General features: G+C 65.1%; 20 protein-coding genes, 1 tRNA gene and 2 pseudogenes. 14 read left to right on the forward strand and 9 right to left on the reverse strand.

Features of this window, described 5'->3' with window-relative positions; translation table 11 throughout:
* Positions 1–37 precede the first annotated feature (37 nt).
* A complete protein-coding gene (dps, locus tag NO360_RS08225; RefSeq protein ID WP_256307306.1) occupies positions 38–697 on the forward strand; it encodes a DNA protection during starvation protein in 660 nt (219 codons plus the stop codon).
* A 43-nt stretch (positions 698–740) separates the two neighbouring features.
* Positions 741–1124 carry a 2Fe-2S iron-sulfur cluster-binding protein gene (locus tag NO360_RS08230; protein ID WP_256307307.1) on the forward strand — a complete coding sequence of 128 codons (384 nt, stop codon included), beginning with the start codon at positions 741–743 and terminating at the stop codon, positions 1122–1124.
* 406 nt (positions 1125–1530) lie between these two features.
* Here the strand turns inward: NO360_RS08230 and NO360_RS08235 are convergent, their stop codons facing one another.
* Positions 1531–1887: a winged helix-turn-helix transcriptional regulator gene (locus tag NO360_RS08235; RefSeq protein ID WP_256307308.1), complete on the reverse strand. Its 357-nt coding sequence runs from the start codon at positions 1885–1887 to the stop codon at positions 1531–1533.
* 142 nt (positions 1888–2029) lie between these two features.
* Between NO360_RS08235 and NO360_RS19070 the strand changes: the two are divergent.
* The 4 genes and pseudogenes from NO360_RS19070 to NO360_RS19170 form a co-directional block, all read left to right on the forward strand.
* Positions 2030–3016: pseudogene (locus tag NO360_RS19070) on the forward strand (winged helix-turn-helix domain-containing protein); the annotation flags it as partial.
* Positions 3017–3115: 99 nt separating this feature from the next.
* Positions 3116–3475: pseudogene (locus tag NO360_RS08240) on the forward strand (transposase); the annotation flags it as partial.
* 573 nt (positions 3476–4048) lie between these two features.
* Positions 4049–5113 (forward strand): acetylserotonin O-methyltransferase, encoded by a 1065-nt coding sequence (locus tag NO360_RS08245; protein ID WP_256307309.1) that lies wholly within the window; start codon positions 4049–4051, stop codon positions 5111–5113.
* Between the two features lie 360 nt (positions 5114–5473).
* Positions 5474–6085: a helix-turn-helix transcriptional regulator gene (locus NO360_RS19170; protein WP_465260951.1), complete on the forward strand. Its 612-nt coding sequence runs from the start codon at positions 5474–5476 to the stop codon at positions 6083–6085.
* 236 nt (positions 6086–6321) lie between these two features.
* Here NO360_RS19170 and NO360_RS08250 read toward each other — a convergent pair.
* From NO360_RS08250 to NO360_RS08265, 4 genes are all read right to left on the reverse strand, one after another.
* Positions 6322–6396: transfer RNA gene (locus NO360_RS08250), tRNA-Arg, on the reverse strand.
* Between the two features lie 123 nt (positions 6397–6519).
* Entirely contained in the window at positions 6520–6825 is a 306-nt protein-coding gene (locus NO360_RS08255) for a chorismate mutase (protein ID WP_256307310.1), read from the reverse strand.
* On the reverse strand, positions 6822–7676 hold the full coding sequence (locus NO360_RS08260; RefSeq protein WP_256307311.1) for a shikimate kinase: 855 nt from the start codon (positions 7674–7676) through the stop codon (positions 6822–6824). The genes NO360_RS08255 and NO360_RS08260 overlap by 4 nt, the downstream gene beginning before the upstream one ends.
* Before the next feature lie 63 nt (positions 7677–7739).
* Positions 7740–8321, reverse strand: coding sequence for a MaoC/PaaZ C-terminal domain-containing protein (locus NO360_RS08265; RefSeq protein WP_256307312.1), 582 nt, complete (start codon positions 8319–8321; stop codon positions 7740–7742).
* Positions 8322–8433: 112 nt separating this feature from the next.
* Between NO360_RS08265 and NO360_RS08270 the strand changes: the two genes are divergently transcribed.
* The 3 genes from NO360_RS08270 to NO360_RS08280 all read left to right on the forward strand — a co-directional run bounded on the left by NO360_RS08270 (position 8434) and on the right by NO360_RS08280 (position 10685).
* Complete coding sequence (locus NO360_RS08270) at positions 8434–9846, forward strand: outer membrane protein assembly factor BamB family protein (protein ID WP_256307313.1); 1413 nt, start codon at positions 8434–8436, stop codon at positions 9844–9846.
* Between the two features lie 132 nt (positions 9847–9978).
* Entirely contained in the window at positions 9979–10455 is a 477-nt protein-coding gene (locus tag NO360_RS08275; RefSeq protein WP_256307314.1) for a DUF5796 family protein, read from the forward strand.
* Complete coding sequence (locus NO360_RS08280) at positions 10455–10685, forward strand: DUF7508 domain-containing protein (protein ID WP_256307315.1); 231 nt, start codon at positions 10455–10457, stop codon at positions 10683–10685. Before NO360_RS08275 ends, NO360_RS08280 begins: the two co-directional genes overlap by 1 nt.
* A 46-nt stretch (positions 10686–10731) precedes the next feature.
* Here the strand turns inward: NO360_RS08280 and NO360_RS08285 are convergent, their stop codons facing one another.
* On the reverse strand, positions 10732–11898 hold the full coding sequence (locus NO360_RS08285; protein ID WP_256307316.1) for a DR2241 family protein: 1167 nt from the start codon (positions 11896–11898) through the stop codon (positions 10732–10734).
* Positions 11891–12784 carry a CbiX/SirB N-terminal domain-containing protein gene (locus NO360_RS08290; protein ID WP_256307317.1) on the reverse strand — a complete coding sequence of 298 codons (894 nt, stop codon included), beginning with the start codon at positions 12782–12784 and terminating at the stop codon, positions 11891–11893. Before NO360_RS08290 ends, NO360_RS08285 begins: the two co-directional genes overlap by 8 nt.
* A 154-nt stretch (positions 12785–12938) precedes the next feature.
* Between NO360_RS08290 and NO360_RS08295 the strand changes: the two genes are divergently transcribed.
* Entirely contained in the window at positions 12939–13454 is a 516-nt protein-coding gene (locus tag NO360_RS08295) for a DUF7523 family protein (RefSeq protein ID WP_256307318.1), read from the forward strand.
* A gap of 71 nt (positions 13455–13525) precedes the next feature.
* Here NO360_RS08295 and NO360_RS08300 read toward each other — a convergent pair whose 3' ends face one another.
* Positions 13526–14503, reverse strand: a complete 978-nt coding sequence (locus NO360_RS08300; RefSeq protein ID WP_256307319.1) for an L-lactate dehydrogenase — start codon at positions 14501–14503, stop codon at positions 13526–13528.
* A 182-nt stretch (positions 14504–14685) separates the two neighbouring features.
* Between NO360_RS08300 and cysS the strand changes: the two genes are divergently transcribed.
* Positions 14686–16173 carry a cysteine--tRNA ligase gene (gene cysS, locus NO360_RS08305; protein ID WP_256307320.1) on the forward strand — a complete coding sequence of 496 codons (1488 nt, stop codon included), beginning with the start codon at positions 14686–14688 and terminating at the stop codon, positions 16171–16173.
* A gap of 42 nt (positions 16174–16215) precedes the next feature.
* Here the strand turns inward: cysS and NO360_RS08310 are convergent, their stop codons facing one another.
* Positions 16216–16503, reverse strand: a complete 288-nt coding sequence (locus NO360_RS08310) for a DUF357 domain-containing protein (RefSeq protein WP_256307321.1) — start codon at positions 16501–16503, stop codon at positions 16216–16218.
* Between the two features lie 134 nt (positions 16504–16637).
* On the opposite strand from NO360_RS08310, the gene NO360_RS08315 reads away from it, so the two are divergent.
* The 3 genes from NO360_RS08315 (at position 16638) to NO360_RS08325 (ending at position 21149) form a co-directional block, all read left to right on the forward strand.
* Complete coding sequence (locus NO360_RS08315; protein WP_256307322.1) at positions 16638–17708, forward strand: NAD(P)/FAD-dependent oxidoreductase; 1071 nt, start codon at positions 16638–16640, stop codon at positions 17706–17708.
* Between the two features lie 324 nt (positions 17709–18032).
* A complete protein-coding gene (locus NO360_RS08320; protein WP_256307324.1) occupies positions 18033–19457 on the forward strand; it encodes an MATE family efflux transporter in 1425 nt (474 codons plus the stop codon).
* Positions 19458–19541: 84 nt separating this feature from the next.
* Positions 19542–21149: a BCCT family transporter gene (locus tag NO360_RS08325; RefSeq protein WP_256307325.1), complete on the forward strand. Its 1608-nt coding sequence runs from the start codon at positions 19542–19544 to the stop codon at positions 21147–21149.
* Positions 21150–21227: the final 78 nt, after the last annotated feature.

Here is a 21227-nt window from a genome sequence, read left to right on the forward strand (position 1 = left end):
AAGTCTAATTCCCATCGCCCGTGTACGTTGAAATGCGATGTCCGAAGAGAAAACGCACGGAAGCGGCGCTGTCGAACCGGGAGATACGAGCAAGCGAGTCGGCGCGGAAGTCATTCGCGAGCGTGGCCTCGACCCCGAAGAACTCCGCGAGAAGCTGATCGATGCCATCGGCGCGGAGTTCACGACGTACTACTACTACACGAACCTCCGGATGCACCTCGCAGGTGAGGAAGACTACAAGGAGATCACCGAAGACGCGCGTCTCGAAGACCGCGCGCACTTCGAGCTCGTCGTCCCGCGGATCTACGAGTTGGAGGGGTCACTCCCGAACGACATCCGTGATTTCGCGGACCGTGCCTCCTGTCCGGATGCGGAGGTGCCGACGCCGATGGACGACAGCGGCAACTTCGACACCAGCGACCTCGAAGTCGAAGATATCCTGGAAGTGTTGCTCGAAGCCGAACGGTGCGCCATTCGGACCTGGAGCGAGATCTGCGATATGACTCGCGAGGCAGACCCACGGACGTACGATATGGCCCAGCGGATCCTCAACGAGGAGATGGACCACGAAGCCTGGTTCATCGAGCTCCTGAGCAAGGAACGCGACGACGAGATCAACCCGGCTGGCCACTTCGCCCGCGGCGAACCAGGTGATGCACCGTACTCGACGAACAACCGGTTCAACGACTCGGCCTGAGTCCGGTAGTCGGCCTTCCCATCCTCTCTACACTCTCATCCGTATGACACAGTCGTCAAACGAAACGTGGACCGTCACGATCGTCGTGCCCGCGGAATCGTCGCTGGATGGGGCCGGTGAAACGTTCGAACTCGACGTGAATACGGACGAGACGATCCTCGCTGCCGCGCGTGCTGCGGGGGTCTGGCTGCCGGCCGACTGTCAGCAGGGCTGGTGTACCACCTGTGCTGCTCGCCTCGTCGACGGCGACGTCGTCCATCCCAACGCGCGTCGATATTTCGACGAAGACCGCGAGGCTGGGTACGTACTCCTCTGCACTGCGAAGCCTCGGGCCGATACGACCGTCGTCGTCGATCAGTACGACGACTTTCTCGAGCTCAGGGCAGCCAACGACAACCCACCGGGGAACTCGAAACTGGACTCATAGACGGAACAACGAGTACGAACGGCGCACAGTCGGCCGGGACTGCCGATCGGGATCACGGGGAGCCAACGTACGAGGCAGCCTCCGTTTTGCACGGGGAGTACCACTCTGTTCGGCAGCGGCGAGGACACGCCGACGGTCTCCCGAGGTCGGTGTCGCCGCGTGGGACCGCGATGCCGCGCAGCAACGTTCACCGATCCGCGATGCAGTTCGAGGAGTTCTTCAGAGGGTTCCGCAAGCTGAAAGCCGAACGCAGGGTACCGATGCCGCAAGCGGCCTCAAATCATCCATCTCGCTCGCCGTGCTGGTCGTTGAACACGAAGGTGAACAGCGCGTCGTCAGTCCGCCACATCGGGTATTCGAGATTCTGGCAAGCCTTGGACCATCAACCGTCACCGAAACGTCTAATTCAGATAGTTCTAGGAACGGTCAGGAGAGGTCGCCAGTCCGGCTCCAGCTCATCGAACATAATAGCGAGTGATTCGCCTTTCTCGGTCAGGTCATAGTACGTGGCAATGGGGCGATCTTCTAAGCGCCGGCGAATGAGGACTCGCTCCTCCAGTTCCTTGAGAACCCGTGAGAGAGTAGAGGAATCGGCAGGCCTCTCTTCCTTTATGCTGTTGAATCGCTGTTCACCATTCATCACGAGGTAGTGCAAGATGACGAGTCGCCATTTCGATCCGATCTCCTCGAAGGCTTGTGTCATCGGGCACACCGAAAAATGGTCCTCGTCGCCGCTTTCGGACTCGTGGGAATCTGGTGGCATCAGCGAACACCTATGTGTTAACACCTAACACACACAGCCACAAAAAAGAACCACCCACCAGCATAGAGAAGCATTAGATATTCTGATCCGATGACTACGGCACTCGCCACACCTTTTTCTCCAATGCGTGGTAATAAATCACATGGTAGAGCCAGATTCCCATATACCCGAATCTCCACTTGATTCAGCTGCAGGGGCCGCCGAATCCCACGTCATCGAGGCGTTCAAACTGTTGAGCGACGAAATTCGATTGGCAATCCTGCTGGCACTGTGGGAGGTGTACAATCCCTATGCCGAGGACAACGCTGTCTCGTTTTCGCGGTTGTTCGACCGCATCGGCGTCCAGGACAGCGGCAATTTCAGCTACCACCTCGACAGACTGGTCGGTCACTATGTCGAAAAAACCGACGCCGGCTACCGACTCCGAAACTCCGGGCTCAAAATCGTCCGGGCAGTCATCGCAGGCTCGGGCCTCGAATCGCGCCGTCTGCTACCAACCGAGATTCCTCGGTCCTGCTACCACTGTGGTGCTCCAGTGGAACTCAGTTACGAAGACGAGCGACTCTACCAGATCTGTACCGAGTGCGAGGGGAATATCGGCCCCGAGTCTACCGAACAGACGCGTGAGGGAACGCTCATCGTCTACGATGACTTCAACCCCGCCGGCTTGTCCCATCGGACGCCCGAGGAGGTATTCGTGGCAGGAACGATCGAGTACGTTCAAACCGTCAAGTTACTCATCAGGGGTGTTTGTCCGGAATGTTCCGGACCGATCGAGGAATCCCTGGAGATCTGTGATTCCCACGACGCTCCGGCGGGGGAACTCTGCCCCAACTGTGGCACGTCGATGCGTGGTGGCTGGAACGAAGCCCGGGTCAGTTACGTGTGCTCGGTCTGCAAGCACAGCGCGTCCTATCCGGCGTGGGTGGCTGTATTCGACCATCCTGCGGTCGTCGCGTTTTACCACGAACACGGATTCGATATGACCTACGGCCTTGACGACCCCGAGGTCTGTGGCCGGTTGTTCGATCGCCTCAAAAAGGAACAGACGGTCGTGTCCAGAGATCCAGTTCGGATTCGCGTGACCGCCACATATGATGGAGCGGAGCTCCACCTGACCCTCGATGAGAATCTCACTGTCGTAGGTGTCAGCCGCGACGACTCCGGGACGGATCGTGACTTGGATGCGGCTGCGAACAAACGGGTTGCGAGCAGTTCCTCTCCTGAGATCTCCTCCACAGACAGTGGGGAGAGCGATGAGTCGGTCAGTCTTCCAGACACTGATGACTGCCTACAGACGCTCCGACGCTCTCGTTGGCCGGATGGAACTCGATGTCCGAACTGCGACAGTATGGATACGATCAAGAAAGGAACGACGAGCAAGGGCGCACAACGGTACAAGTGCCAGACTTGCGATGGCAAATTCAACGACCTGACGGGGACGCTCTTAGCCGATCATCAACTTTCTATTCCGGAAATGGTCCATATCATCCGAGAGATGAACACGACAGAGGTCACGCAAATTGCGCGACAACTCGACCGTTCCTACAAAGCCGTGCTGGAATTCGCTCACGAGGTCCGAGATAGCGGTACCGCGAGTTTCGAATCCACTGTTGTGACAGCCGTATCTCGGTCGAACTCAGTCTGACGATTGGTCTCCAACACAACGGACGTGATCCGATGTCCGAAAGAGTGCTCCGGGATCACTGAAATCAGTCTCCACCTGTTCTATTACCCGGTCACAAACGAAGCCAGGTCCGCGATGAATTTTCTCGGACGGCAAATCGAGTTCGCCCGACGAAACAGAACCAGGATACGATGCCTCATTCGGATCTCGTCCGAGTCCTGGTTTCTACATATGACTTCGTAGAGACTTCGGACCCCGTCCCCCGCGTCATCAGAATCGCGCCGTCACCAGCAACGCACCTGTGTCGCCAAGACACGGCGAACAGAGTGGATCAGACAGACAGTGTGCTTACTGAAATTTCATACAGATTATACTTTTGGTCCGTCCAATAGTATCAGTAGGTGAGTCGTGAGGGCACGATGCCGGCCGCCAATGCCCGCTAAACGACCCCGTGGACGACCAGTGGCACAGAGTATCACGTAGAACGTGACGCGGAAGCACAACCGACGCCGGCCGACTACACGGTGAGTACTCATGGCAGAAACCACACCAGACGATAGAGAACACACGCCCGAAGAAACCGAACCGAGTCCGGAACACATTATGCAGGTTGCGACCGGATTTTGGGGGACGAAAGTTTTGGGTGCAGCCGTCGATCTAGAACTATTCACCGTCCTCGCAGACGGAGGGCTTCGAGCCTCCGAGATCGAACGGGAACTCGGCTTGCATCCCCGGGCGACCAGAGATTTCCTCGACACGCTCGCGTCGCTCGGATTCCTCGAACGTGACAACGGGGACGATCCCCGGTATCGGAACACGCCGGAGACTGCGGCATTTCTGAACAAGGCCGATCCACGCTACATCGGTGGCGCGATCAACATCTTCAACCAGCAAACCTACGACGTGTGGGGAGGGCTCGAAGAGAGTCTGCGAACAGGCGAACCACAGGGAGTCATCGATGAGACGGGCGAACCGCTGTGGGAGGAGATGTACGATGACCCTATGGAACTAGAGGCGTTCGCCGAGGGGATGGCCGGGCTGTCAAAGGGGAACTTCGTCGCGTTTGCCGAGCAGTTCGATTTCTCGGACTACGACTCGATGACGGACGTTGGAGGTGCTCTCGGCGACCTGTCTCGGATCGTGGCCCGACGCGAATCCCACCTTTCGATCACTACGACGGACCTGCCGGAGGTGGCTGAACTGGCCCGCGAGCGCATCCATACTGACGGCCTTGAGGATCGGATCGACGCCGTCAGCAGCGACTACAACGAGGAGCCCATCCCCGACGCGGACCTCGTAACAGCGAGTCTGGTCCTCCATCAGGAGAACCTGGAGACGAAAAAGACGCTCATGGAGAAGTTCTACGATGCCGTCAACCCGGGCGGAACCTTCGTCGCTATCGACCACATCATCGACGACGAGCGCCAGGCGAATACTATGGGTCTGATGATGTCGCTGAATATGCTCGTATACTACGGTGACGCATTCGACTACACCGGGCAACAGTTCGTGTCGTGGGCGGAGGACGCAGGCTTCGAGGACGTCCAGATTCAGCATTTGAAGGGGCCAGCGAGTATGGGGATTGCACACAAGGGTTGAATTTCAGAGAGTATCCTCATCAGGCGGTTTCGCCGGTCTCGCTCCGCGTAACAGCACCAGGATGATCCCGGGCGCGTGGAGTTCGGGTCGTAGTTGCAGTTCGGACAGTAGAGGTCGAACGTCATCGCATAGCATCTCTCGCATTCGTCACAAATCCCGGTACTGGCGTCGTGGTTTTCACACACATCAACGGACGTTTCGAGTTTGGCAGAGCACCGCGAGCAGACGCCAGCACTGTCGATAAAAAGTCTGCGTGTCGCCACTCGCCTGAATTGGCTGCTTAGGCAGAGACAGCAAATTACTCGGCATCGTATTGTAAGTGGAACCAATCGTTTTCAGGCTCGTATACGTACTTAGCTTATGGGCCACGATAGCATACCACACCAAAATACTGAGTCTCCAATCGGTGACATCGCGTATCTCGCGCGGTCCGAACACCGCGTCCCGACACTCGTCGCGCTGACAGAGCGTCCCCGGAGTCGCTCTGAGCTCTGTGAGTTGGCCGGTGTTTCGTCCTCGACGATACGGCGAACGCTAGACGAATTCGAAGACCGAATCTGGATCCGCAAGGACGGCTACCAGTACGAAATCACACAATCGGGGGAAGCAATCGCGTTCGCAATGGAAGAGCTGATTGCTCTGGTCAGCGCCGAGCGAAAGCTGCGTGACGTCTGGCACTGGCTTCCTGACGATGCGATCGAATTCGCACTCGAACCGAGTTCAGGAGTGACCGTGACCGTCCCCGAATACGACGCCCCGTACCGTCCGATAAACCGATACAGATCGCTGCTCGAAGGGACCGACCGGTTCCGGTACCTCGGAGTCGGCATTACCCTGATTGAACCCTGTCGAGAACTGTCCAGACTAAATCAGGATGAATCTTGTCGACGGGCTCGCCTCGATCGAGGACGGGCACCGAGTGACAGGATTCACACTCGCGATACCTTGTACGCGAGTATGTCCGAGGATTGATACACCCCGTCGCACAGATCCGGCAATAGTACTGGGTGAACCCAGAAACCGGGGTGCTATCCATCGAAACCACCCCGATTTGCTGAGGAAATCGCCCGACATCGACGGGGTGCGTTTAGATTCCACTTGGTCGCAGTTTGAGACGGATTTTTTGAAACGCTAAAAACGGAGAATACGTCCGAATAGACGCCTCTACGAAGTGATTTGGTTTTACTTCGATTCGGGCAAAGTTCGCATGGGCGCTGCAGGATTTGAACCCGCGACAACTTGGTCCGAAGCCAAGCACTCTGTCCAAACTGAGCTAAGCGCCCTCACTCCTGGATACCGGCGTCGGTTAATTTAAACCCACGGATTCGCGCCCGATGTCGTCCTACTCCCGACACTACAATCTGATTCCCCACCCTCTGAGACGGCGCACACACTGGTTCCGATGCTTAGCGATTCTCGCGTTGCTCTACCTTGTTCAACTCGATGAGTAGCCGGAAGACGGCCTTCACGAGATTCGAGTCCACGTCGAACTGTTCGGCATTCCGCCCCGCACGCTCCATCACGCGTTCTTCCTGGTTCTCGTCGGTCGTTGGTAGATCCTGTTCGGCTTTCACCTGGGCGACCGAGTCGGCGACGTAGGTCCGTCGCGCAATCAGTTCAACGATCTCCCGGTCGATGTCTTCGATCTCCTCACGCAGTTCGTCCAGGGACGGGTCTTCGTCGTCGGAGGTGGTGTATTCGTTTCGAGTCATTGGATGCGTGCTCCGTCGTTTCGCGTCGTCGTTCGCCACGTCCGACCGCTGCGTTCGTCCCACCGCACTTGGACGCGGTCGAGGCCCTCGCTATCGCCGACGGCGACGACGCTCGGACCGGTCCCCGACAGCGACACGCCGGCCACGTGCGGCATCGCCTCGATCGCGGGGTCAGGAGAGAACCCGAGCGCGGCCGAAAAAGCCAGCCCGTTCACGGTCATCGCCTCGGCGTACCGGCCGTCGAGAGCCAGGTCGGCGACCAGTTCGGCCATCGACGCGACGTTCGCACACCGCTCGACGTCGGCATCGGCGCTGTAGGCGCGTTCTTCGGGCGTCCAGACGAGGACGTCCCAGGACACCTCGTCGCGGGCGAGCATCTCGTCTGCGTCGTTGTCGGTGACGGTCACGCCGCCGAGCATCGACGCCGAGGCGTCGTCGAACGCGCCGGTCACGGTGACGCCGACGTCGCGTGCGGCTTCGACGCCGAGGCGGCACGCTTCGAGTCGGTCCGGATCCGCGTCGAGGGCGTCAGCGGTGGCGAGCACCGTCGCGTTGGCCGCGGCACTCGAACTCTTCAGCCCCGCGGCCATCGGGACGTCGCTCTCGGTCCGCACCGATCCCCCGGAGGGGGCGTCGCCGCCGCCGTAGCGCTCGACCGCGAGTTCGACGCAGCGCTCGATGAGACGGGTGTCGGCGTCGACCGTCCCGGCAATCTCGCCCGTCACCGCATCGGAGTCGTCGAGTTCGACCGTAGCGGCCGTCTCGGCGTCGATGGCGAAGGCCGACCCGGTCCCCGTCGAGAGGGCGTTCAGCACCGTCCCCGCCCCCAGTGCGACTGCGTGGCCGTGCATACATGGATGCTATCGAGCGACCTAAAAGGAGTAGCGATTGACACGCGCTCCCAGAGAGGGGGGTCACGCCCCCGACGTCGACGCCGCGTCGCGGCGTCGGAGCATCCCCAACACCCGCCAGGTGACGACGGCGTCACCGTCCGGAGTCCGTCCAGTCACGTCGACGTCGACGTAGCCGCGGCGAGGATCGGAGTCCGAGGGCCGCTTGTCGACGACTTCGACGTCGACCGCGAGCGTGTCACCCGGATTTACCGGTCGGTGCCACCGCAGGTCGTCGACGCCGCGCCCGCCGAGGAACGCGACGCGGCCGAAGAACGCCTCCGTCGCGAGTCGGTTACAGGCGCAGTAACTGTGCAGGCCGCTGGCGACGAGACCGTCGAACGGCGACGCCTCGTCGGCGGCGTCGCCGAGGTGGAACGGCTGGGGATCGTACTTCCCGGCGAAGTCGACGATCGACTCGCGAGTGAACGTGACTGTCCGGTCGGCGACGAAGCGGTCGCCGACGGCGACGTCCTCGTACGTCAGTCGCTCCGTTGCTGTCCCGTCGTCGCGTGCGCCGGCAGAATCGAGCGGCGTGACGGTCTCATCAAGCGAATTCGTGTCGGAGACGCCGGTGTCGGGGACGTCCGTATCGCGACCGGTCATACGAGACCACTCGAGGTCGGCCATCAAAGCCGCTGCGCTCCGGACAGGGGGACGCCGCGAGTCCTCCCGATCGTGCCGAAGACACTTACACTGCCGATGCGGGGCGTATGGTATGTCGCCCGACGCGACCGGCGATACGCCCGCCGGACCGTCCCTCCGCGAGCGGGCCGAACGAGCGATCACGCGGCGGCGGCTCCTCCTCGCCGGTGGTCTCGGACTCGGCGCTGGAGCGCTCACACAGGTGCGAACCGAGCCGCCTGCCCCGCCCGACGTGTCCGCCGGAACGTGGCCGTTCACCGACCGCGACCCGCAGCGAACCGACGCGGCGCCCGGTGCGACCCCACCCGCGGACCCGTCAGTCGCGTGGCGGAAACGGCCGGTTGCGTCGGTCGATGCGCTCGTTGTCGGTCCCGAGCGCGTGTACGTCGGGAGCGGGCGGACGGCGGCCGACCCGCCGGTCGTCGCGGCGCTTCGCCGCGCAGACGGCGCCGTCCAGTGGACCCGGCAGGTTCCCGCGCGGTGTCTCGCCGCGGTCGCCGGCGCCGTCTACGCCTGCGGCGAGTCGGGTCCGGCGGCGGACCGCAGCGACGGCGGACGGTCAGGTGTCGTCACGCGACTCGCGGCCGACACCGGGGCGACGCAGTGGCGGCGGGACCTCCGCGAGTACGGTGAGCGACTGGCCGCGAGCGAGCGGGCGGTCTACGTCGGCTACCACGACGGCGTGACGGCGTTCGGCCGACGGGGCCGGCGGCTGTTCCGCACCTCGACGTGGGGCGTCCCCGTGACGCCGCTTCTCGTCGACGACGCACTCCTCCTGGCGGGCGGGCGCGTGGCGCGGTTAGGCGCCCGTCGGTGGAGCGAGGTGCTTCTCGAACAGCCGCCGGATTCGGCCTGGGAACGGAACCCGCCGGACTACACGCTGGATCCGACTGTCGTCGCGCGGACGGGCGCCCCCGACCTCGTCGTGACGGGGACGCTCTCGCTCAACTCGGGGACCGACGAATCGCCGTCACTCCGAGCGTACGAACTCGACGGTGGCGCGCAGCGCTGGGCAACGGTCGACGCGACCCCGCTGGCCGAACCAGTGATCGTCAAAGAACTCGCGGTGCGCGAAGACCGACTGTTTCACGCGATTCGAACCGGACGGGACGACGGCCGCCGGCGGACTGTCTGCTGTCGCAGCGCGACGACGGGCGAGGAGCGCTGGCGCGTCGATTTCTCGAACTGGATCCGATCGGTCGTCGTCTCCGGTGACCGCGTTCTCGTCGGCACGCGCTGGGACTCAGTCACGCCGGATACAGACTCGCCCGTCGGGAGTGCAAGCGTCGACGGCGCGGACACCGAAACCCCGCCGCCGGGCCGCGTGACGGCGCTCTCGCTCGACGGCAACGTCCGGTGGCAACAGTCGATTGCCGGCTCCGTCTCGAACGTCGCCCCGGTCGGTTCTCGGCTATTCGTCGGCACCGACGACGCGAGTTACGGCGGCGAGACGGCGGCGTCGGGCCGCCTCGTCGCCCTCGAATGAGACGAGATGTGGACCGGCTGGACCGGCTGGCGACACCGAGCGGACGATCGAGCCTTCGCCGCAACCCTGCCGTCGCCCCGGCCCGGTCCTGGCATCGCGGTCCTTTTGAGCGGCCCACCCGAACTCTGGGGTATGAGCGCGCGCAACGACGTCCCGCCGAGCACCGTCGGCGTCGAACTCCTCGAGCACGGCGTCGAGGTGGAGTACACCGACGGCCGGACGACGCTGTACCGGGGCGTTCCGGAGCCAGTCACCGACACGCTCACCACGCCCCCGAAGAAGGAGACGCACGTTCTCGTCACCGACCCCACAGAGACGGAGGGCGTGATGCTGTACGTCAACGACCTCAAGACCCACGACGACATCCTCGAAGCGACCGGCGTCGGCCGCGTCGTCCTCGATGACGGGGAGGAAGAGGAGATATTCCCGGGCGTCACCGTCCGCCGGCCCGGCGGGATGCGGACGGAGGTCGAGGCCGACCCCGAAATCGCCCGCGGGCGGGTGTTCGTCTTCGTCGAAGACGACTGGAGCGAGCGTTCCTACGAGTTCGTGGGCGAGGAGTCTGAAAAGACGGGCGACTCCGAGACCGACGAGAGAACCGACGCCTGATGGCACTCCGAAAGCGCTGGAAACAATTGACCCGCGAGACGGTCGCCTCCGCCCCCGACGCCTACGCGCTGATCGAGTTCGGAGACGACGATGGCACCCTCGTCCGCACGACGGCGGGGCTGCTTCCCGACGAACTCCGCGAGGCGTTGGCCTACGGCGACGCCGCACAGGTCCGCTGGGAGCGAGCGCAGTCCGCGGAGCACGCCGAGCGACTGCTCGACGAGCGGTAGGCGTCGGCGTTCGTTTCGCGGCGACGGGTCGGTGGCGCCGGGCCGCTCAGTGCCCGTCGTCGTGGCCGCCGTCCTCGACGTCGTGCTCGTCCGGGTGCGTCGGCGTCCCCGAGAGGTTCCCGTCCCCGTCGAATCGCTTCGCGCGGAGGAACCGCGCCCGGTAGCGGTTCGCGCCCTCGTAGACGTCTGCCTCGCGGATGTCGTCGGTGCTGCCGTCGGCGACGGCGTCGACGATGGCCTCGACCTGCTCTTTCTCGGACGGCGTGAGGTCGAACTCGTAGGTGTGAGTCTCTTCCTCCTCCAACTTCGTCCACTTGCGCGCGGCGGCGACGACGAGCGAGCAGGGCTCCCGACAGGGGAACGTCCCCGCGCCGCCGTCGGCCGCCAGGTCGTGATCGGCGTCGTACTCCCACTCGCGGCGCTTGAGACACTGCGAGTCGACGCAGCAGGCCTCGGCGACCCAGTCGACCGCCTCGGGAGCGAGGTCCTCGATGACGTCGTAGATCCCGGTCTGCCGCTCCGCGGTCTCCCGCCAGTGGGTCACGTCGAGGTCGCCCTCGCGTTCGAGGTTCCAGTTGGCGACCGAGGCGGGGTAGAGGACGTCGAGCGTCTCGACGGCGTCGCGGCCGTCGAGGTCGGGGAAAACCCACCCCGATACGAGCGTCGGGGCCGTCTTCAGCGGCCGGTATCGGCCGCGGTCGTCGTACGTCGCGATCTCCCGGGCGTCGAGCGGGTCGTGGTGGGCGTCCAGTTCGGTGGCTTCGATCCCGGTATCGTCGGCGTGACGGATCTCGTACCGGCGGTGACCGGCCGAGGCGAGCGTCGCGGTCACGACGACGTCGCCCCACTCCGTCTCCATTCCGGATTCGAGCGCGTCGTACCGCTCCGGGACGGCGTGGTCGTGGGCGGCCTCGGCGTGTCGGAGGAACGCCTGCCGGTGCCGGCCGCGGTGGCCGACGACCGCCTCCCAGTAGTACCAGTTCGTGACGAACGGCGCGACGTCGTCCCCGCTCGCGACCGTCCGGAGCTCGGATTCGGAGAGGTCGCCGTGACGAACGGCGGGGGTTTCGATCGCGAACGTCGTGCCGTCGTCGTCCGCAGTCGCGTGCAGGCCGTCGAACTCGATCGGGTCGGGATCCGTTCTCAAGTGGTCACACAACGTGTCGACCTGGTCGTCGCGGACGTCGAACTGTTCGGACTCCACGTCAGTCACCCGCCGCCGGCGTCTCGCCGTCAGCGTCGGTCTCGCGAGTCTTCTCCCGAACCGTCGCGATGGCTGACTCGATGTCCGCGCCGGCGTCGGCGGCGCGTTCCAGCACCACGTCGGCCATCAGCCCCTCGGTGCCGACCGCGCCGGCGTACCAGATGCGGTGGCCGTCAACCTCGGCGGGGACGTCGTAGCCCGTCCGGTAGTCGTCGGTCAGTCCCATGTCCTCCGGGATGTCCTCCTGCGTGTGGAACCCGTCGGCGATGAAGAGCGGGACGACGACGACGTCCTCGCTCTCGAAGTAGTCGGTGACGTCGTCGACCTCCGGTTCCTCGTCCATATACAGCGCCTGCACCTCGTCGAATCGGTCCATCTCGCGGACGCGGTCGGCGTGGTACTCGATGGCCTTCGCGGAGTTCTCGTTGCGCTCGGTGCCGTGGCCGACGACCGCGAGCCCGAAGCCCTCGCCGACATCGGGGTCGCCCGTCACCGTCTCGGCGCGTCGAACGAGCACGTCTGTCATCGCCTCGTGCGTCCCCGCCGGCCCGCAGTAGTGCACCGTCTGGCCGGTGTCCTCGGCGGTGAACGTCGCCGTGTCCGCGCTCAGTCCGTCGGAGTCCCAGGCGGAGACGTCCCACCCCGACAGGCGGAGTTCCCGCGGGATCACCTGCTCGGTGAAGTACCCCTCGCTGATGAACAGCGGGACCACGTAGACCTCCTCGGACTCGACGGTCCGGAGGACCTCCCGCAGCGAGGGCTCCTCCTTCCAGAACCCCGTCTTCACCTCGTCGAACGCGCCCGTCTCGCGGATGGTGTCCGCGTGGGCGTGCGTCGGTGCCGACGAATCGGGATTGAGATGCGATCCGTGCGCCACGATGACCAGCGCTTGCATACCTGATTCAGAGGGCGGAACGCCCTTAGGGACTTCGGGTTCCGCGAACGAATCTTCGCGTTTCGACAGTCGAATTTTTTCTGCCGCGGCTCGCAGACTCCTCTCCCACCCGCCGACCCGCGGATTTTTCTCTCCCTCGTTCCTGGCAGGGCGTATGTCACTTGCCGCCGAGACGCGGGCCGCGGTCCGGGCCCGTCCGTGGCTCCTGCGGGCGCTGCGCGCGGGCGTCGTGAACTACACCGCCGCCGCGGAGGCGCTGGACGTCGAGGGCGATACCGACTCTATCGCGACCGCGCTCCGTCGGTTCGCCGACGACCTCTCGCCCGGCGAGTCCAGCGACCGCGACGTCACCGTCAGGATGCGCAGCGGCGTCGGGCTCGCGGGCGTCGACGTCGACGACGGTGAATCGGCCTCGAACGACACCGAAACGCTCCTGTCGGTCGGCGACGCCGCCATCGTCACCGCGGACGGCAGTCTGACCGCCATCGTCGTGGCGGGCGACGTGGACTCGGCGGCGCTCGCGGTCGTCGTCGAACGCCTCGCCGCGGAGAACGTCGTCGTCGACGCCGCGGGCGTCGCCGGCGACGAACTCGTCGTGGTCGTGCCGCGGCGCGACGGCGCGAACGCGCTTCGGCTCGTCGAGTCGGCGCTGGAGTCGGTGCCGTCCTGAAGAGCCGCCGACACCGCTCTCCCGGGGCTATCGTCGCCGCACTCGGCCGGCCGTGGTTCTCACAGGGACACTCAGTCGGCGGCGAGTTCGTCGAGGTCGAGCCTGTCGAGCGACTCGCGGATCACCGCCGCCGACTCCTCCAGGTCGGTCTGCTCGGCCTCCGAGAGGTCGAATTCCAGCACGTCCCGGACGCCGCCGCGGTTGACGGTACAGGGCAGGCTCAGGTAGGCGTCCTCGATGCCGTGCTGGCCGTCGACGAGCGTCGAGACGGTGAGGATCGAGTCGTCGTCGCCGAGGATGCGCTCGACGGTCGCCGTCACCGAGCGAGCGACGCCGTAGTTCGTCCGGCCCTTGCGCTCGATGATCTCGTAGGCGGCGTTGCGGACGTCGTCGCCGATCCGCGACTTGAGCGCGTCGACGTCCTCGACGCCCCGGTGCGCACAGTACCGCTCGAACGGGACACCGCCCAGGTTCGCGGAACTCCAGACGAGCACCTCGCTGTCGCCGTGCTCGCCGATCACGTACGCGTGGACGTTCGCGGGATCGAGGTCGAACTCGCGGCTCAGCGCGTGGCGGAACCGCGACGTGTCGAGGACGGTCCCCGACCCGATCACCCGCTCGGCCGGGAGGTCCGAGACCGCCCAGGTGACGTACGCGAGGACGTCGACCGGGTTGGTGACGACGAGAATCACGGCGTCGTCGTTCAGTCCCGCGGTGATCTCCGGGACTATCTCGGCGAAGATCTCGGCGTTGCGCTCCATCAGTTCGAGTCGAGTCTCGCCGGGGTTCTGGCTGGCACCGGCGGTGACGACCACGACGTCCGCGTCCCAGCAGTCCTCGTAGTCGCCCGTCCTGACTCTAACGGAGGAGGTGAAGTACGCGCCGTGATCGAGATCCATCGCCTCCCCCTCGGCGCGCTCGTCGTCGATATCGACCAGGACGATCTCGCCAACCAGACCGCTGTCCATCAGGGCGAAAGCGGTGCTCGAACCGACCGCCCCCGCACCGCCGACGATCGCCACAGTCCCCTTCCCGCGTGCTGCGCTCATATCTATCGATTATCTCATCAGAGAGTAAATTTTGGGGGCGATTCCCGGCCGCCCGGAACCGCCCGCCTCGGCGCGTCACGCTCGCGGAACCCCACACGGTGTCGTCCGCTCCAGGAACGGGCGACGGGAACCACACCGGCCTTCCGACGGGTTGAAAAACGCGTCCGGAGAAGGAGACGGTGATGACGCTGTCCGTGACCAACACCCTGACGGGCGAACGCGAGGAGTTCGAGCCGCGGAACGACGACGAAGTCCTGCTGTACGTCTGTGGGCTCACGGTCTCGGACGACGCCCACCTCGGTCACGCGCGCCTCTGGGCGCAGGCGGACGTGATGCACCGCTGGCTGGAACACGAGGGCTACGACGTGCGCCACGTCGAGAACTTCACCGACGTCAACGAGAAGATCGTCGCGCGGATCGGCGAAGACGACCTCGGCGAGAGCGAGGCGGCGGTCGCCGAGCACTTCACCTCGCACGTGATCCGGGACATGCGCGGCCTGAACCTGAAGCGCGCCGAGGTGTACCCCCGCGTGTCCGAGCACGTCCCCGAGATCGTCGAACTCGTCGAGACCCTCGTCGATCGGGGGTACGCCTACGAGTCCAACGGATCGGTGTACTTCGACGTCACCGCCTTCGACGACTACGGCAAGCTCTCGAACCAGCGACTCGACGAGATCGAGTCCCAGGGAGCCGACGCGGAGCGCTCGGAGAAGCACCACCCGGCCGACTTCGCGCTCTGGAAGGCCGGCGCGGTCGATCCAGACGACGTCGCCGAACACCGCCACTCGGACCTCCCCGCCCTCGACGACGCCTGCGGACAGACCTGGGAGTCGCCGTGGGGCGAGGGCCGACCCGGGTGGCACGTCGAGTGCTCGGCGATGTCGATGTCGCACCTCGACGACACCATCGACATCCACGTCGGCGGCCGGGACCTCGTGTTCCCGCACCACGAGAACGAGATCGCCCAGAGCGAGGCCGCCACGGGCCAGCAGTTCGCCCGCTACTGGCTCCACGTCGGCCTCCTACAGACCGCCGGCGACAAGATGTCCTCCAGCCTCGGCAACTTCCTCACCGTCGTCGACGCCCTCGAGGAGTACGGCGTCGACGTCGTCCGGACGTTCTACTGCTCGACCGGCTATCGCAGCGAACAGACGTTCGGCGAGGACGAGATGCGCGAGGCCGAGGAGCGCTGGGAGCGCCTCGAACGCGCCTACGAGGCCGCCGTCGACGCCTGCGACAGCACCGACGCCTACGCGAAGGTGGAGGACGAAGCGTTCCGCGAGTCGCTGGCGGGGGCTCGCCAGGAGTTTTCGGCGGCGATGAACGACGACTTCAACGTCCGCGAGGCGATGGCGGCGCTTCTGGAACTGGCGACGGCGGTGAACCGCCACGTCGATAGGGATGAGAAGTACGACTTCTGGGCGCTCCGAGAGTCCGTCGAAGCCTTCGAGGAACTCGGTGGCGACGTCTTCGGGCTCTCCTTCGGCGAGAGCGAGCGCGGGGGGACGGTCGTCCTCGCCGAGGAACTGGTCGAACTCGTCTTGGAGATCAGAGAGGCCGAGCGCGAGGCCGGCAACTACGAGCGCGCGGACGACCTCCGCGACGACCTCGCCGCGCTCGGCGTCGAGGTGCAGGACAGCGACGACGGCCCGTCCTTCCGATTCGAATAGCCGTCTCGACGCGTCCCGCTGCCTGGACGCGCGCTCGTCTCCCTATTCCATCGTGAACAGGTGCGTCTCGTCGGGAACCTCGAACAGCCCCATCCGGACGCCGGCGTCGAGCCACCCGTAGCCGTAGGAAAAGGCCGCCAGCGCGTTCACGGGGTCGTCGTTCTCGCGGAAGTGCCGGCCGTCTTCCAGGTACGACAGTGCCATCTCTCGGATCTCGCCGGCGGCCTCGCCGAGCGGCGTCGACGCCGGGACGGCGACGTCGGCCGCCGCGAGCGCGTCGGCGAACATCCCCTCGTAGCGGTCGGTCTTCTCGATCAGATCCGCGGGCATACGGCCATCTCGGTTCTCACGCGGTAAGAACCCCACCACACTACGGCAGTATTGGCAAGATTGCACAATACAGTATGGCGAGGGGCGCGCACGACAGCGGAATCTAAAAGGGCGGGTCCACCATAGGAGACGATATGACAGCAGACGCTGACGACGTCGTCGAACACCGACCGCTCATCGTCGCGGGCTCCGGTATCGCCGGGCTCTCGGCGGCGATCTACGCCGGCCGTTCGAACAACGAGCCCCTCGTCTTCGAGGGCGACGAGCCCGGCGGACAGCTCACGCTCACCACCGAGGTCGACAACTACCCCGGCTTCCCCGAGGGGATTTCGGGGCCGGAACTGGTTCAGAATATGAAGCAGCAGGCCGAGCGCTTCGGTGCGGAGATCAAAAACGGCATCATCGAGTCGGTCGAGGCGAAGGAACGGCCGTTCACGGTGCGTCTGAAGAACGGCGACGTCTACACGGCCGACGCGATCATCGCCGCCTCGGGCGCCTCCGCCCGCACCCTCGGCATTCCCGGCGAGGACGACCTGATGGGCTACGGCCTCTCGACGTGTGCGACCTGCGACGGCGCGTTCTTCCGCGACGAGAAGATTATGGTCGTCGGCGGCGGCGACGCCGCGATGGAGGAGGCGAACTTCCTCACCAAATTCGCTTCCACCGTGTACATCGTCCACCGCCGCGAGGAGTTCCGGGCGGAGGACTACTGGATCGACCGCGTGATGGAGAAGGTCGAGGCGGGCGAGATCGAGATTATGCGTAACACCGAGGTGACCGAACTCCACGGGAGCCGCGAGGAGGGCGTCGACCACGTCACGCTCGTCGAGCACCCGGAGGGCCACCCGACCGACAGACTCGACGACCCCGACACCGAGGAGTTCGACTTCGACGTCGGCGCGGTGTTCTACGCCATCGGCCACACGCCGAACACGGCGTACCTCGAAGGCACGGGCGTCGAACTCGACGACGACGGCTACCTCAAGGCGAAGGGCGGGGAGGGCGGCGGCCAGACCGCGACCGACGTCCCCGGCATCTTCGGCGCGGGCGACGTCGTCGACTACCACTACCAGCAGGCCGCCACCGCCGGCGGGATGGGCGTGAAGGCCGCCCTCGACGCCGACGACTACCTCGAAGAACTCGAACGCGGCGAGGCGACCGCCGAGGCCGGCGAGGTCGCTGCCGCCGCCGAGAGCGACGACTGAACACCTACCTCTTTCGCACCCACCTTTTTCCGCCTCGGGTGCGCTTCGCGCACCGCTCTTCACGGGCGACCGCCGGTCGCCCGTGAGGAAGCGAGACGGCGAAGCCGTCTCGCCCTCGGCGCAAAAACCTGTCTTGCTGAGCGAAGCGAAGCAAGGCTCGTGAGACGCTTCGCGTCTCACGGTGGAGGAAAAAAGGCCGCTCGCTTCGCTCGCGGGGAACGCCGCGCTGCGCGCGGCGATGCTTGCGACACAAATTCGTTCTGCGCTCCGGCCGCTCCGTCCGCGAACGGAATCCATTAGCCCCCGCGGCGACTTCCTCCTGCTGTGTCTCGGCTCCGCCGAATCGGCTCGAGGATCGCCCGCGGACTGGCCAGCGCGGGCGTCATCGACGAGCGACGACTCGACGCGACCGTCGAATTGGCGTGGCCGCGCGTCGTCACCGGCTTCGCCATTATGTCGAAGCGAACGGTGGACCTAGCGCTCGTCGGACTCGTCATCGGCCCGACCGCCGTCGCCGGGCTGACGCTCGCGAACGCCTTCTGGATGGTCGCGAAGTTCCTCGCGATCGGTCTCGCCGGCGGGACCGTCTCCCTCGTCTCGCAGAACTACGGCGGCGGCGACGACGAGCGCGCGGCGTCGGTGGTTCGACTGAGCGTCGTCCTCGCCGTCGCGCTCGGCATCCCGATCGTCGCGTTCCTCGGACTCGCGGCCGAGCCGCTGGTCGGGCTCGTCGGCGACGATCCGACGAGCATCGGTTACGGCGCGACCTACCTCGCGGTCGTCGCGCCCGGCCTGCTCTTCGAGTTCCTGAACCTGATCGCCAGCCGGACGTACGCGGGCGTCGGCGACACGGTCACGCCGATGGTGGCCCGCGCGGGCGGTGCCGTCGCCAACATCGCGCTGTCGGCGACGTTCGTCCTCGAGTTCGATATGGGCGTCGCGGGCGCGGCGCTCGGAACCGCGCTGGCGACGGCGCTCGTGACAGTCGCGTTCTCGTGGGGGATGACCGGCCGGAACTACGTCCGCGGGCGCGGTGCGAGCCCGGTCCCGCTCACGCTCGCGAGGCCGTTCTTCGACCTCGAACTGCTCCGCCAGATCGCGCGCGTCTCGACCCCGCTCGTGGCCCGACGGGCCGCCCAGGGGCTGGTCGTCTTCCCCCTGCTCGCCATCGCGGCGACGTTCGGGCCGGTCGCCGTGGCGGCCATCGGCATCGGGCGGCAGGTCCGCGCGCTGCTGGCGAGTTTCTCCTGGGGCTTCTCCATCGCGGCCTCGACGCTCGTGGGCCAGGAACTCGGCGCGGGCGAGGAGCGGGAGGCCGAAGCCTACGGCTGGGGCATCGTCAAACTCTCGGCGGTGGTGTATGTCCTGGCCGCGGCCGTCGTGGTCGTCTTCGCCGACCCCATCGCCGGCGTGTTCGTGAACGAGGCCGAGAACCGCGCGCTCTCGGCGCAGTTCGTCCGCGTCGCCGCCATAAGCGTCGTCGCGATGGGGATCGACGGCTCGGTCACCGGCGCGCTGCGTGGGGCGGGTGACACGCGAATCCCCTTCATCTCGGCGCTCGCAGGCCTGTACCTCGTGGCCGTCCCGGTCGCGTGGCTGGGCACTGTCGTTCCACTGCTCGGGATCTCTGGGCTCCTCGTCGCACTCCTCGCCGAAACCGGCGTGCCGATGGTGGTGAATCTCTGGCGATTCCGCTCGAACCGCTGGAAGGCGATCAGTCGGGAGTATCGCCCGACAGTGGGCGACTGACCGCGATCTCGCGCACTGGGACACTTCAACGGGTTATCTATGTAGTATCAGGTTTGACAACGTATCACTCGGAGACGGAACTGTATGCATTCGGTGCGTGCGAGTCTGAAACAGTTCGTGGACGAACTCGACTCCGTGGTGTTCGGCGTCGGGTTCTCAGTGTCGCTGATCGCCATCCTGGTCTTCTTCCTGAACCCGGAGGCCTCGGCGGAGCGGATGGGGCAAATAAACGAGTACCTCTGGACCGAGTTTATGTGGGTCTACGTCGGGACGATGTTTCTGATGGTGTCGTTCAGTCTCTGGCTGATGTTCGGCCGGTGGGGCGACATCAAACTCGGCAAACCCGACGACGACCCCGAATTCAGTCTGCTGTCGTTCTTCTCGATGATGTTCTCGGCGGGCATCGCCGCTGGAATCGTGTTCTGGGGGCCGGCGGAAGCCCTGGCGCACTACGAGAGCGTCCCGCCGCTGATCGGTGCGGAAGCCGGGACGCCGGCGGCGGCGGTCGGCGCGATCCAGTACACGCTCTTTCACTGGGGCATCTCCTACTGGGTCCCGTACCTGATCGTCGCGCTGCCGATCGCCTACTACGCGTTCCGGAAAGACGCCCCGATGCGCGTCTCCACGCTCATCGCACCCTTCGTCGGCGTCGACAACCTCGACGGGTTCTGGGCGAAGACGATCGACGTGCTCGCGGTGTTCGCGACCATCGGCGGGATCGCGACGACGCTCGGTTTCGTTGGTAGACAGTTCCTCACCGGCCTGCAGTACACCCTCGGCGTCTCGCTCGGCGACGCCGGGACCGTGTTGGTGATCACCGGCCTGACGGTCGCCTTCACCGTCTCGGTGACCCTCGGCGTAAAGAAGGGAATCGCGCGCGTGTCGCTGTTCAATATGGCCGTCTTCGCCGCGCTGGCGGTCGCGACGTTCCTCCTGGGGCCGACCAACTACATTATGAACACCGGACTCCAGGCCGTCGGGGGCTACTTCGGGGAGTTCCTCACGATGAGCCTCTACACCAACGCCACCGGCACCGGTGAGTGGGTCGGCAACTGGACGGTCTTCTACTGGGCGTGGGTGTTCTCGTGGGCGCCCTTCGGCGGGCTGTTCGTCGCTCGCATCTCGAAGGGGCGGACGATCCGGCAGGTCGTCGCGACGGCGCTCATCGGCGCCACGGCCTCGACGATCCCGTGGTTCCTCACGATGGGCGGCAGCGCCATCTTCTTCGAACGCAACGACATCGCGCCGATGCTGCAGATGGTGGATCAGTACGGCGTCTCCGTCTCCGGATTCCCGCTGTTCGGGGCGCTTCCGTTCGGTGACGCGCTGGCGGCGGTGTTCATGTTGCTCGTGGTGACGTTCTTCGTCACCTCGGCGGACTCCTCGACGCTGGCGCTCGGCATGCTCACCACCGGCGGCAAGCAGCACCCTTCGACGGTCAATCGGCTGATCTGGAGTGGACTGATGGGCGGCCTCGCGTCGCTGCTCATCGTCGGCGGCGGCATCGACGCGCTTCGCTCGTCGGCAATCATCACGGGGTTCCCCTTCGCGCTCATCTCGGTCGTCGCCATCGCGGGGATGGCCTGGGAGTACCAGTCGGTTTCGCCGCTGCTCTCGTCGGAGCCGGACGGGACAGTCGGTACGTCGAACGACTCGGTGGGGATGTCCTCACCGACCACCGACGACGACTGAGAACCACGGTCGTATCCGCTCGGCGGTAATCTGGATTTCCAGAGCCCCGACGTCCCCGTCTCCACCCGCTTCCCACAG

The organism is Halobellus litoreus, assembly GCF_024464595.1.
Taxonomy (GTDB): domain Archaea; phylum Halobacteriota; class Halobacteria; order Halobacteriales; family Haloferacaceae; genus Haloquadratum; species Haloquadratum litoreum.